This window comes from Pseudomonas sp. MPC6 (assembly GCF_006094435.1).
Classification (GTDB): domain Bacteria; phylum Pseudomonadota; class Gammaproteobacteria; order Pseudomonadales; family Pseudomonadaceae; genus Aquipseudomonas.
Window position 1 is genome coordinate 1,658,004 of the sequence record NZ_CP034783.1, and the last position, 12,539, is coordinate 1,670,542.

Genomic DNA, 12,539 nt, shown 5'->3' on the forward strand with positions numbered 1-12,539 from the left:
GGAATTTGACCGTTCACCCCCTCTAAATCAGGCCCGACAAGGCTTGGGGTTGAGCCACACGGTTTTTTAGGCGCAGAATGGTCGCCCTTGGGGTTTTGCCTCGCCTGCTAGAAAAGGAAACTCGATGACTCGTCTTCGTGCCATCTGTACCGCGGTTGCACTGGTTTGCGCCAGCGGCCCTGTTTTTGCCGATACCGCCAGCCACAACGCCAGTGCCGAGGCTTTCCTGACGCTGGCGCACGCTGACAAATTGGGCACTCCGGTGTACATGCAAGTGCAGCAAATGTTCGCCCAGCGCTTTGAACAGACCAAAGCCCCCGAGTCGAAAAAAGCCCTGCTGGAAACCTACCAGGCCAAAGCCAACGCCGCTCTGGACCAAGCCATTGGCTGGAACAAGCTGAAGCCGGACATGGTCAAGCTCTACACCACCAACTTCAGCGAATCCGAGCTCAAGGACCTGGTTGCGTTCTACAAGTCGCCACTGGGCAAGAAAGTCCTGGAAAAAATGCCGCAGCTGACCCAGCAATCGGCCCAGATGACCCAGGCCAAACTGGAAAGCGCAGTGCCTGTCGTCAACAAGCTGCTGGCTGACATGACAGCCGAGCTGGAGCCTAAAGGCGCCGCTCCAGCCAAGAAAAAGCCGTAAGCGGAGTTCGGTATGACCATGCAACAACGCATCGAATCGACGCTGGGCCTGTTACAGCCCGAGCACCTGCAAGTGCTGGATGAAAGCCACATGCACAGCCGTGGGTTACAGACCCACTTCAAGGCGGTGGTGGTCAGCGCGCAGTTCGACGGGCTCAATCGCGTCAAGCGCCACCAGAAGGTCTACGGCACGCTCGGCGAGCTGATGGGCGAGTTCCATGCGTTGGCGCTGCATACCTACACGCCCGAGGAATGGGCACAGATCGACGCGGCTCCGGCTTCGCCAACCTGTGCTGGCGGCAGCAAATCCTGATACACCCTCCCTGTAGGAGCCAGGCTTGCCGGCGAAGAACGATTATGCGGTACAGCAGTTGCACCGCAGCGCCTGGTTCGCCGGCAAGCCTGGCTCCTACAGCGATGGCGTTATTTTTGCTAGAATCCGCAACGCGCCGCTCACCCGGCGCGTTTTTTTTCGCATCCGGTTCACCCCTTACGAGGGTAGCCACCTGGAGAATCACCCATGACACCACAGATTGTCGTGGCGGCACTGTATAAGTTCGTCACCCTGGAAGATTACGTCGCCCTGCGCGAGCCACTGCTGCAAGCGATGGTCGACAACGGCATCAAAGGCACGCTGCTGATCGCCGAAGAAGGCATCAATGGCACTGTGTCCGGCAGCCGCGAAGGCATCGATGGCCTGATGGCCTGGCTCAAGAACGACCCGCGCATGGACGACATCGACCACAAAGAGTCGTACTGCGACGACCAGCCGTTCTATCGCACCAAAGTCAAACTGAAGAAAGAAATCGTCACCCTCGGCGTCGAAGGCGTGGACCCGAACAAAAAGGTCGGCACCTACGTCGATCCAGAGAACTGGAACGCACTGATCAGCGATCCCGAAGTGCTGTTGATCGACACCCGCAACGACTACGAAGTGGCGATTGGTACCTTTGAAGGTGCCATCGACCCGAAGACCACCAGTTTTCGCGAATTCCCCGACTACATCAAAGCCCATTTCGACCCGGCCGTGCACAAGAAAGTCGCGATGTTCTGCACCGGCGGCATTCGCTGCGAGAAGGCGTCGAGCTTTATGCTCAGCCAGGGTTTTGATGAGGTCTATCACCTCAAGGGCGGCATCCTGAAGTACCTCGAAGAGGTACCGCAGGAAGAAACCAAATGGCAGGGCGACTGCTTCGTGTTCGACAACCGCGTGACCGTGCGCCACGACCTCAGCGAAGGCGACTACGATCAATGTCATGCCTGTCGCACACCGATCAGCGTCGACGACCGTGCATCCGAGCATTACGTGGCCGGCATCAGCTGCCCGCATTGCTGGGATAAGCTGAGCGAGAAGACCCGTCGCAGTGCCATCGACCGGCAAAAGCAGATCGAACTGGCCAAGGCGCGCAACCTGCCTCACCCGATCGGCTACAACTACAAGCAAACCCCTTCCGAGGCCTGAACCATGTCTGCGCAACGCCTGCTCTATGTGATGGACCCGATGTGTTCCTGGTGCTGGGGTTTTGCCCCGGTGGCCAACGCGCTGGTCGAGCAGGCCCACGCAGCGGGGGTCGAGGTGCATCTGGTGGTCGGCGGTTTGCGCACCGGCAGTGGCTCGGCGCTGGAGCCGACGACCCGACGCTATATCCTGGAACACTGGCAGGCGGTGACCGAAGCCACCGGCCAGCCATTCAAGCAGGAGGGCGCGTTGCCCGAGGGCTTTGTGTACGACACCGAGCCTGCGTGTCGGGCACTGGTGACGGCACGTAGCCTGGCGCCGGATTGCGCGTGGAAACTGCTCGGGCTGATACAGCACGCGTTTTATGCGCAAGGGCGCGATGTCACCCATGCCAGCGTGCTGGTGGAACTGGCGGAGCAGGCCGGTCTGCCGCGCATCGAGTTCGCCGCCGCGTTCGACCGTGCGGATCAGCATGCCGCAACCGCAGCCGACTTCACCTGGGTCCAGGACCTGGGCATCGCCGGTTTCCCGACCTTGCTGGCCGAGCGTGATGGTCAGTTGGCGCTGTTGACCAATGGCTATCAGCCGCTGAGTGTGTTGTCCCCGTTGCTCGGCCGCTGGCTGGAGCGCGCGGCCTGTGCATGACCTGCCCGATGACGCGCCGGTACCCAAGCGCGTCGATCGTCTGAGCTGGGCGGAAATCCGGCGGCTGGCCCTTCAGCATAAAAAAGCCCTGTGGATCGCCAACGGCGTGGCCGTCCTGGCGACCCTGTGCAGCGTGCCGATCCCCTTGCTGCTGCCGTTGCTGGTGGACGAAGTGTTGTTGGGCCACGGCGACACCGCGCTGAAAGTCATGAACCACGCGCTGCCTGACGTCTGGCAGAAAGCCGCGGGCTACATCGGCCTGATGCTATTGGTGACCTTGGGCCTGCGGTGCGCTGCGCTGCTGTTCAACGTGGTGCAGGCGAAGTTGTTCGCGGCGCTGGCCAAGGACATCGTGTACCGCATTCGTGTACGCCTGATCGAGCGACTCAAGCGCATCTCGCTGGGTGAATACGAAAGTCTGGGCAGCGGCACGGTGACCACGCACCTGGTTACCGACCTCGATACCCTCGATAAATTCGTCGGCGAAACCCTCAGCCGTTTCCTCGTGGCCATGCTGACCCTGGTCGGCACCGCGGGCATCCTGATGTGGATGCACTGGAAACTGGCGCTGCTGATCCTGCTGTTCAACCCGCTGGTGATCTACGCCACGGTGCAGTTGGGCAAGCGGGTCAAGCACCTGAAGAAACTCGAGAACGACAGCACTTCGCGTTTCACCCAGGCCCTGACCGAAACCCTCGATTCGATCCAGGAAGTGCGCGCCGGTAACCGTCAGGGTTTTTTCCTCGGGCGCCTCGGCCAACGGGCTCGTGAAGTGCGCGACTACGCGGTGAGCTCGCAGTGGAAGACCGATGCGTCGAACCGTGCCAGCGGCTTGCTGTTCCAGTTCGGCATCGATATTTTTCGTGCCGCCGCCATGCTCACCGTGCTGTTTTCCGACCTGTCCATCGGGCAGATGCTGGCGGTGTTCAGCTACCTGTGGTTCATGATCGGTCCGGTGGAACAACTGCTGAACCTGCAATACGCCTACTACGCTGCCGGTGGTGCGCTGTCGCGGATCAACGAGTTGCTGGCCCGGGCCGACGAGCCTGAATACCCGGGCGGCGTCGACCCGTTCAACGGCCGCGAAACCGTCGGCATCGAAGTCCAGGGCTTGAGTTTCGGCTACGGCGACGAGCTGGTGCTGGATCAGATGAATCTGTCGATCGCCCCCGGCGAAAAGGTCGCGATTGTCGGTGCCAGCGGCGGCGGCAAAAGCACCCTGGTCCAGCTGCTGCTGGGCCTGTACACGCCGCTTGCCGGGACCATCCGCTTCGGCGGTTCGACCCAGCAGGAGATCGGCCTGGAAACCGTGCGGGAAAACGTCGCCGTGGTCCTGCAGCACCCGGCGCTGTTCAACGACACCGTGCGCGCCAACCTGACCATGGGCCGCGAACGCAGTGATGAGGCATGCTGGCAGGCGCTGGACATTGCGCAGTTGCACGCCACGGTGCGTGACTTGCCCAATGGCCTGGACAGTATCGTCGGCCGTTCCGGCGTGCGCTTGTCCGGCGGACAGCGCCAACGCCTGGCGATTGCGCGGATGGTGCTGGCCGAGCCCAAGGTGGTGATCCTCGACGAGGCCACCTCGGCCCTGGACGCGGCCACCGAATACAACCTGCACCAGGCCATGGCGCGGTTCCTGAGCAATCGCACCACCTTGATCATTGCCCACCGGTTGTCGGCCGTGAAACAGGCCGACCGGGTGCTGGTGTTCGATGGCGGGCAAATTGCCGAGGATGGCGACCATCAGCAATTGATTGCCGATGGTGGTTTGTACGCCAAGCTGTATGGACATTTGCAGCAACATTAGATCAGTGCCGGGCAACCGGGGATCTTCCCGCCGTCGGCATAGCGCTCTGCAACTCGTCCCTGGCGTGCTCGTACTATGCTGCCCTTGCGCTGCCGCTTGCCTAGAATGAGAACCCATCCTAGTCTGGCTGTAGCGATTTCGTCCGGACGACGAACGGGCAGTGCTAATGCAAGGGACCCCATGAATCAGACACGGACTCTCGGAACGCCCCGGTTGTTGGGCATCGTCTGGCCTTTTATTGCCGTCGTGCTGTTTCAGGCGCTGCTGGGGGGCGTCAGCCTGTACACGCTTTCCGCGGTTCGCGGCTACGTGGCCGGTGAAAGCCTGTGGTCCAAGGGCCAGAAAGACGCCATCTATTACCTCAATCTCTACGCCGACAGCCGTGACCAGGCGATTTTTCGCAAATACGAGGGCGCCATTGCCGTGCCTGAGGGAGGGCACGAGTTGCGTCTGGCGCTGGATCATCAGCCACCGGACATCGAAGCGGCGCGAGTGGCGATTCTCAAGGGTGGCAACCACCCGGATGACGTGTCCAGCGTGATCTGGCTGTACCTCAACTTCCGGCACTTCAGCTACCTGGAAAAAGCCATAGAACTCTGGCGAGTGGGGGACGCCTACCTGGTGCGACTCGATGATGTTGCGCAGCAGATGCACCGGAGCATCACCGCCAATCAGGCCACGGAGGCCGACATCAAGCGCTGGAAGGAGCAGATATTCGCCATCAACGATGGCGTGACACCGGCGGCGAAGGCCTTCAGTGATGCCTTGGGCGAAGGCTCGCGGATGATTCTGCGGCTGTTGTTGGTGATCAATCTCGCCACTGCCCTGGGCTTGATCGTCCTGGCGCTGATGCGCACCCACAAGCTGCTCAAGCAGCGCCATGCGTTCGCCGACGCTCTGCAGCTGGAGAAAGACCGCGCGCAGATCACCCTGCAATCGATTGGCGATGGCGTGATCACCACGGACGTCGAAGGCGCGATCGCCTACATGAACCCGGCCGCCGAGGCGATGACGCACTGGAAGGCCGAGCAGGCGACCGGTTTGCCGTTGGCAGCGCTGTTCAATCTGCTCGATGAGAACGCCCAGGCTGACGGTTTTACCTTGATCGAGCACATTTTGAGCGGACAGCTCAGCGGTGGCAGCGAACATTCCAAATTGATTCAACGCCTGGACGGCAGCACGGTCTCGGTCACGCTGGTCGGTGCGCCGATCCGCAATGCCGGCAAGGTCAGTGGCACCGTGCTGGTCCTGCACGACATGACCCAGGAGCGGCAATACATTGCCAACCTGTCCTGGCAGGCGACTCACGATGCCCTGACCGGGCTGGCCAACCGCCGCGAGTTCGAGTATCGCCTGGAGCAGGCGCTGCACAACCTGACGCGGCAGTCGGGGCGCCATGCGCTGATGTTCCTTGACCTGGACCAGTTCAAACTGGTCAACGATACCTGCGGTCACGCGGCCGGGGACGAGTTGCTGCGGCATATCTGTGCGTTGTTGCAATCGGGCCTGCGCGAGGGCGATACCCTGGCCCGGCTGGGTGGCGACGAGTTTGGCATCCTGCTGGAAAACTGTGCCCCGCAAGCCGCGGAGAAAATTGCCGAGGTGTTGCGCCAGACCGTACAGAACCTGCATTTTGTCTGGAAAGGCCGACCCTTCGTGACCACGGTGAGTATCGGCCTGGTGCATGTCACGCAGAGCCCGACCACCCTCGAAGCCTCGCTACGTGCAGCGGACATGGCCTGCTACATGGCCAAGGAAAAGGGGCGCAATCGGGTTCAGGTCTATCATGCCGACGATTCGGAATTGTCCCTGCGCTTTGGCGAGATGGCCTGGGTGCAACGTTTGCACATGGCGCTGGAAGATAACCGCTTCTGTTTATACGCCCAGGAAATCGCGCCCCTTGGTCCTACAGATCCGGGCGGCGGGCATATCGAAATCCTGTTGCGCCTGCATGACGAAGCCGGGCGGATGATATTGCCCGACAGTTTTATTCCGGCCGCCGAACGCTACGGCCTGATGACGTCTCTTGACCGCTGGGTCGTGGAGAACGTGTTCAAGATCATTGCCCAATGCATGGCCGAAAAGCGCAGTTGTCCGTTGGCGATGTGTGCGATCAATCTGTCAGGCACCACCATCGGCGATGACGCGTTCCTCAACTTTCTGCGCGAACAATTTGTTACGTACGCGATCCCGCCTGAAATGATTTGTTTTGAAATCACGGAAACGAGCGCCATTTCAAATCTGTCGAGTGCAATAAAATTTATCAATGAACTCAAAGGGTTAGGTTGCCACTTTTCGCTGGATGATTTTTGTGCCGGAATGTCTTCATTCGCATACTTGAAACATTTGCCTGTAGACTTCCTGAAGATCGACGGGAGTTTCGTAAAGGATATGCTGGACGACCCGATTAACCGCGCCATGGTCGAAGTGATCAATCACATCGGTCATGTCATGGGTAAGCGCACGATTGCCGAGTTTGTAGAGACACCCCAGATCGAGCAGGCATTGCTGGAAATCGGGGTGGATTACGCTCAAGGGTATGTGATTGAACGCCCGCATCCGTTTACCTGCGACAGTCTGCAAAGTCGTCCTGCCCGGCCTCGGCCCTTGTTATTCAAGGCGCCTGGCACGTTCCGCTGAAATCTCTCGATGGTCCTTACAATCACAATCAAAAGGAGCTCGACAGTGATCGACACATTCATCAGAACCGGACCACTCATGGAAGCTGCAAGTTATCCCGTCTGGGCTCAGCGCCTGATCCAGGATTGCAGCGAGAGCAAGCGCCGGGTTGTCGAACACGAACTGTACCAGCGTCTGCGTGATAACAAACTCAGTGCAAAGACCATGCGCCACTACCTGATTGGTGGCTGGCCGGTGGTCGAACAGTTCGCTTTATACATGGCACAGAACCTGACCAAGACTCGCTTTGCCCGCCATCCAGGCGAAGACATGGCGCGTCGCTGGCTGATGCGCAATATTCGTGTGGAACTCAATCACGCTGATTACTGGGTGCACTGGAGCCGTGCCCACGGTGTCAGCCTGGAAGATCTGCAAGCGCAAACGGTTGCCCCGGAACTGCATGCGTTGAGCCACTGGTGTTGGCACACCAGTTCCTCGGATTCGCTGATCGTTGCCATTGCGGCCACCAACTATGCCATTGAAGGCGCGACAGGGGAGTGGTCGGCGCTGGTGTGTTCCAGTGGCGTCTACGCGGCATCGTTCCCCGAGGAAGAGCGCAAGCGGGCCATGAAGTGGCTGAAGATGCATGCCCAGTATGACGATGCCCATCCGTGGGAAGCGCTGGAAATCATTTGCACGCTGGCGGGCATGAACCCGGGCAAGTCCCTGCAAGCGGAACTGCGTCAGGCTGTCTGCAAGAGCTATGACTACATGTTCCTGTTCCTGGAGCGCTGCATGCAGCTCGAGCATGCAGAGCGGGCTCCGGTGATGCGTGAGCGGATGGCGCTGGCGGAAAGCTGATCCGTTATTCGCTGCATTGAAAAAGCCCGCTCTCCTGTCCGTATCGACAGGGGAGCGGGCTTTTTAGTGACAGCTGCACATGACTAGGCGCTGACTTTCAGTCCCACCAGCCCGGCAATGATCAGCGCCACACTGGCCAGCCGGAACAGCGCCATGGATTCGCCGAACAGAATGATCCCGGCGATCACTGTCCCGACTGCACCCACTCCCGTCCAGATCGCATAGGCCGTGCCCAGCGGCAGTTCCTTCATGGCAAGACCCAGCAAGCCGAGGCTGATGGCCATGGCGGCAACGGTCAACGCGGTGGGGAGAGGGCGGCTGAATCCATCGGTGTACTTCAGGCCGACGGCCCAGCCGACTTCGAACAGACCGGCGAAAAACAGAATGATCCAGGACATGAGAGACCTCCATCGATTGACGGGGTCGTCCCCAGATTAATGACTCGATCGAGCCGCGAGGTCGTCCTCGCGTTGCGCAGGATAGTGCCCATTATTAACCCGGGGATCAAGTTCATGGATCAGTCAATTACTTGCCGAGCCGCCGTTTCCCGATCTTCTTTCTCGCTCATCCGGCGGAACCAGGTCGAGAGCAGCGCCCCGGAAATGTTGTGCCAGACGCTGAACAGCGCGCTGGGTACCGCCGCCAGTGGCGAGAAGTGCGCGCTGGCCAGGGCGGCACCCAGCCCGGAGTTTTGCATGCCGACCTCCAGCGCCAGGGATTTACGCTGGGCCAGGGGCAACTTGAACAGGCGCCCGGTGAAGTAGCCCAGCAGGTAGCCGAAGCTGTTGTGCAGCATCACCACGGCCATGATCAACAGACCGGACTCGGCGATTTTCGCCTGGCTGGCGGCGACCACCGCGGTGACGATGATCACGATGCTGACCACCGACACCAGCGGCAACACCTCCACCGCGTGGCGCACCCGATCACCGAGTACACGCTGGGCGACCACGCCGAGTACGATCGGCAGCAGCACCACTTGCAGGATCGACCAGAACAGCTCCATGAACGACACCGGCAACCACGCCGAGGCCAGCAGCCAGATCAGTGCCGGCGTCAGCAGTGGCGCGAGGAGGGTGGTGACGGCGGCGATGGCCACCGACAGCGCCAGATCCCCGCGGGCCAGCCAGGTCATCACGTTCGACGAGGTACCGCTCGGGCAGCAACCGACCAGAATCACCCCGACCGCGATTTCCGGCGGCAAGTGGAACACCTGGCAGAGCAACCACGCCACGCCGGGCATGATCACGAAATGGGCAACCACGCCCAAGGCCACGCGCCACGGATGGCGAGCGACTTCGGCGAAGTCTTCGAGTTTGAGGGTCAGGCCCATGCCGAACATCACCAGCCCCAGCAGCGGGACGATTGCGCCTTTGAGGCCGATGAACCACGTCGGTTGCAGGAAGGCCACGACGGCGAATATCAGTACCCAGTAAGCGAAGGTGTTGCCGACAAAACGACTCAATGCAGCCAGTGCGCGCATGGCCTGATCCTTAGTATGTGATGTACACGGTTCTGTAGGAGCTGGCTTGCCAGCGAAAGCGTCGGCATGCCTTGCGCATGACTTGAGGGCCTCTTCGCTGGCAAGCCAGCTCCTACATGGGGTGCCGCGTTGCCTTTAGATCCCCTGCGGAGTCTCTTCCCCGCCCAGCGCTTCAACCAGCGCCGGCAGGAAGTCGCCGAAGGTCAGCATCATCAGGGTGAAGCTGGCATCCAGTTGGCCCAGGGCTTCTTCGCCACCGTCCTGTTCCGCCTGGTCTTGCAGCAGGTCTTCGAACTTCAGGCGCTTGACCACCATCTTGTCGTCGAGGACGAACGACAGCTTGTCTTGCCAGGCCAGGGACAACTGAGTGACCACTTTGCCAGTGCTCAGGTGCAGCTGGATTTCGTCGCTGGTCAGGTCCTGGCGCTTGCAACGGACGATGCCACCGTCTTCATGGGTGTCACGCAGTTCACACTCGTCCAGCACGAAGAAGTCGTCCGCGGCTTTCTGGGTGGTGACCCACTCCGTCATGGTCGCCGTCGGGGACATCTTCACGGTCAGTGGGCGCACCGGCAGCGTACCGATCACTTCACGCAGGGTGGACAGCAGGTCTTCGGCACGTTTCGGGCTGGCCGAGTTGACCAGGATCAGGCCCTGTTTCGGCGCGATGGCGGCAAAGGTCGACGAACGACGAATAAAGGCGCGCGGCAGGAAGGCCTGGATGATTTCATCCTTGATCTGGTCGCGTTCCTTCTTGTAGACCTTGCGCATTTGCTCGGCTTCGATCTCTTCGACCTTTTCCTTCACCGCGTCGCGCACGACGCTGCCCGGCAGAATGCGTTCTTCCTTGCGGGCGCTGATCAGCAGGAAATCACCGCTGACGTGCACCAGCGGTGCATCTTCGCCCTTGCCGAACGGCGCGACGAAACCGTAGGTGGTCAACTCCTGGCTTGCACACGGACGCGCCAGTTTGGTGGCCAGTGCAGCTTCCAACGCCTCGGCATCAACAGGCAGATCTTGGGTCAGGCGATAGAGAAGCAGGTTTTTGAACCACATGGGGTGAGTCTCTCCTTATATACAAAGGGAAGCATTATTCTCTTCGCGGCGCCATAGGCCAACCCTTAGCTAAGCCTTTGGAAGGCCTGCAAAAATTATTTAAAAAAGTGCTTGCCAGAGGTGGGGGTGCTCCGTAGAATGCGCGCCACACCGAACGTGAAGGGTGATTAGCTCAGCTGGGAGAGCGTCTGCCTTACAAGCAGAATGTCGGCGGTTCGATCCCGTCATCACCCACCACTTTCAACGCTACGCGCAGCGGTAGTTCAGTCGGTTAGAATACCGGCCTGTCACGCCGGGGGTCGCGGGTTCGAGTCCCGTCCGCTGCGCCATATTCGGTAACCTGGAACGCTGAACGCCAGGTCACCACGGAAAAGCCCGCTCACGCGGGTTTTTTTCTGTCTGAAGTTCCTGCAGGATGCATCGTTTCACGGTTTTTCAGATTTTTTTGAATTATTTATCAATTAAATCAACACTTTATGAAAAACCGTGGCATAATGTGCCCCGCAACGAAGGTAAAGGGTGATTAGCTCAGCTGGGAGAGCGTCTGCCTTACAAGCAGAATGTCGGCGGTTCGATCCCGTCATCACCCACCACTTTCAACGCTACGCGCAGCGGTAGTTCAGTCGGTTAGAATACCGGCCTGTCACGCCGGGGGTCGCGGGTTCGAGTCCCGTCCGCTGCGCCATATTCGATGATCTGGAATGCTGAACGCCAGGTCATCACACGGAAAGCCCGCCTAGTGCGGGCTTTTTGCTGTCTGGAGATTGGCTTTTGCGCTTTCCCCCCTGTAGGGGCGAGCTTGCTCGCGATGGTCTCAAGGGCGGCGCGTTGATTCAGGAAAAACGCGTTATCGTTAACGTTCTTCGCGAGCAAGCTCGCTCCTACGGGCGAAGATGACAGACTCTTCATCCTCCGATTCCAGAAATGCATTGAAACACCTGAACTTATCAGTCATTTCCTGCTCTCATGCCGGTAGCCATTGGTCGTGGCCGCCTGATAAGCTCGCGGCTTTATTCGATTGCCCTTTAGGCGCATGAACAAGGAAATAGCATGAAACAGCATCGGTTGGCGGCGGCGGTGGCCCTGGTTGGCCTGGTACTAGCGGGTTGTGATTCGCAGACCAGCGTAGAGCTCAAAACCCCGGCGCAAAAAGCTTCCTACGGGATTGGCCTGAACATGGGCAAGAGCCTGGCTCAGGAAGGCATGGATGATCTGGACTCCAAAGCCGTTGCCCAGGGCATCGAAGATGCCGTTGGCAAGAAAGAACAGAAGCTGAAAGACGAAGAGCTGGTCGAAGCCTTCGCAGCACTGCAAAAGCGTGCTGAAGAACGTATGGCCAAGATGAGCGAAGAGTCGGCAACCGCCGGCAAGAAATTCCTCGAAGACAACGCCAAGAAAGCGGGTGTCACCACCACGGCTTCGGGCCTGCAGTACGAAGTGGTCAAGAAAGCCGATGGCGCACAGCCGAAGGCGACTGATGTCGTGACTGTCCACTACACCGGCACCCTGACCAATGGCACCGTTTTCGACAGCTCCGTCGAGCGCGGCAGCCCGATCGATCTGCCGGTCAGCGGTGTGATCCCGGGTTGGGTCGAAGGCTTGCAACTGATGCACGTTGGCGAGAAGTACAAACTGTACATTCCTAGCGAGCTGGCCTACGGCGCCCAAAGCCCGAGCCCGGCGATTCCAGCCAACTCGGTGCTGGTATTCGACCTGGAACTGCTGGCGATCAAGGATCCGGCAAAACAGGACGACGCTGCCAAGTAATCGGCGTCTGCTTTTACAACAACGCCTCGCTTATGCGGGGCGTTGTTGCATCTGGCGCTCAGCAAGGGTAAACAAAGCGAACGGATGCTGAACGCTGGAGTCATAGCCATTGAGGACGCCCGTGCTATCCGCGCAAGAGCGCCAAGTCAATGAAATATTGGGTTTTTTTATGTGAGTAAAAAACGCCCGATCTG

12 protein-coding genes and 4 tRNA genes are annotated in these 12,539 nt (G+C 59.7%); 13 read left to right on the forward strand and 3 right to left on the reverse strand.

Translation table 11 applies throughout. The annotated features are described in order from the left end of the window. Positions 1 to 124: 124 nt before the first annotated feature. The 8 genes from ELQ88_RS09760 to ELQ88_RS09795 all read left to right on the forward strand — a co-directional run bounded on the left by ELQ88_RS09760 (position 125) and on the right by ELQ88_RS09795 (position 8,039). The gene (locus ELQ88_RS09760; protein WP_064676461.1) at positions 125 to 646 is read left to right on the forward strand and encodes a DUF2059 domain-containing protein; all 522 of its coding nucleotides are present in this window, start codon (positions 125 to 127) and stop codon (positions 644 to 646) included. A 12-nt stretch (positions 647 to 658) separates the two neighbouring features. After that, a complete protein-coding gene (locus tag ELQ88_RS09765) occupies positions 659 to 958 on the forward strand; it encodes a BolA family protein (RefSeq protein ID WP_128871608.1) in 300 nt (99 codons plus the stop codon). Between the two features lie 25 nt (positions 959 to 983). After that, positions 984 to 1,169, forward strand: a complete 186-nt coding sequence (locus tag ELQ88_RS34080; RefSeq protein WP_064676462.1) for a hypothetical protein — start codon at positions 984 to 986, stop codon at positions 1,167 to 1,169. Next, entirely contained in the window at positions 1,166 to 2,107 is a 942-nt protein-coding gene (locus ELQ88_RS09775; protein ID WP_128871606.1) for a rhodanese-related sulfurtransferase, read from the forward strand. Before ELQ88_RS34080 ends, ELQ88_RS09775 begins: the two co-directional genes overlap by 4 nt. Positions 2,108 to 2,110: 3 nt before the next feature. Beyond that, positions 2,111 to 2,749: a DsbA family protein gene (locus tag ELQ88_RS09780; RefSeq protein WP_128871605.1), complete on the forward strand. Its 639-nt coding sequence runs from the start codon at positions 2,111 to 2,113 to the stop codon at positions 2,747 to 2,749. Beyond that, positions 2,742 to 4,559: an ABC transporter ATP-binding protein gene (locus ELQ88_RS09785; protein ID WP_138964792.1), complete on the forward strand. Its 1,818-nt coding sequence runs from the start codon at positions 2,742 to 2,744 to the stop codon at positions 4,557 to 4,559. Before ELQ88_RS09780 ends, ELQ88_RS09785 begins: the two co-directional genes overlap by 8 nt. 180 nt (positions 4,560 to 4,739) lie before the next feature. Beyond that, positions 4,740 to 7,199, forward strand: coding sequence for an EAL domain-containing protein (locus ELQ88_RS09790; RefSeq protein ID WP_138964794.1), 2,460 nt, complete (start codon positions 4,740 to 4,742; stop codon positions 7,197 to 7,199). A 45-nt stretch (positions 7,200 to 7,244) separates the two neighbouring features. After that, positions 7,245 to 8,039, forward strand: coding sequence for an iron-containing redox enzyme family protein (locus tag ELQ88_RS09795; RefSeq protein ID WP_138964796.1), 795 nt, complete (start codon positions 7,245 to 7,247; stop codon positions 8,037 to 8,039). Positions 8,040 to 8,122: 83 nt separating this feature from the next. Here the strand turns inward: ELQ88_RS09795 and sugE are convergent, their stop codons facing one another. The 3 genes from sugE to rdgC form a co-directional block, all read right to left on the reverse strand. Further along, positions 8,123 to 8,437, reverse strand: coding sequence for a quaternary ammonium compound efflux SMR transporter SugE (sugE, locus tag ELQ88_RS09800; protein WP_027922462.1), 315 nt, complete (start codon positions 8,435 to 8,437; stop codon positions 8,123 to 8,125). 119 nt (positions 8,438 to 8,556) lie between these two features. Beyond that, positions 8,557 to 9,522 carry a bile acid:sodium symporter family protein gene (locus ELQ88_RS09805; RefSeq protein WP_128871601.1) on the reverse strand — a complete coding sequence of 322 codons (966 nt, stop codon included), beginning with the start codon at positions 9,520 to 9,522 and terminating at the stop codon, positions 8,557 to 8,559. A 135-nt stretch (positions 9,523 to 9,657) separates the two neighbouring features. Continuing rightward, positions 9,658 to 10,578 (reverse strand): recombination-associated protein RdgC, encoded by a 921-nt coding sequence (rdgC, locus tag ELQ88_RS09810; RefSeq protein ID WP_128871600.1) that lies wholly within the window; start codon positions 10,576 to 10,578, stop codon positions 9,658 to 9,660. Between the two features lie 161 nt (positions 10,579 to 10,739). On the opposite strand from rdgC, the gene ELQ88_RS09815 reads away from it, so the two are divergent. The 5 genes from ELQ88_RS09815 (at position 10,740) to ELQ88_RS09835 (ending at position 12,345) form a co-directional block, all read left to right on the forward strand. Continuing rightward, positions 10,740 to 10,815 (forward strand) — tRNA-Val (locus ELQ88_RS09815). A gap of 15 nt (positions 10,816 to 10,830) precedes the next feature. Further along, positions 10,831 to 10,907 (forward strand) — tRNA-Asp (locus ELQ88_RS09820). 188 nt (positions 10,908 to 11,095) lie between these two features. After that, positions 11,096 to 11,171: transfer RNA gene (locus ELQ88_RS09825), tRNA-Val, on the forward strand. A 15-nt stretch (positions 11,172 to 11,186) separates the two neighbouring features. Continuing rightward, positions 11,187 to 11,263 (forward strand) — tRNA-Asp (locus tag ELQ88_RS09830). Between the two features lie 365 nt (positions 11,264 to 11,628). Beyond that, complete coding sequence (locus ELQ88_RS09835; protein ID WP_128871599.1) at positions 11,629 to 12,345, forward strand: FKBP-type peptidyl-prolyl cis-trans isomerase; 717 nt, start codon at positions 11,629 to 11,631, stop codon at positions 12,343 to 12,345. Positions 12,346 to 12,539 lie beyond the last annotated feature (194 nt).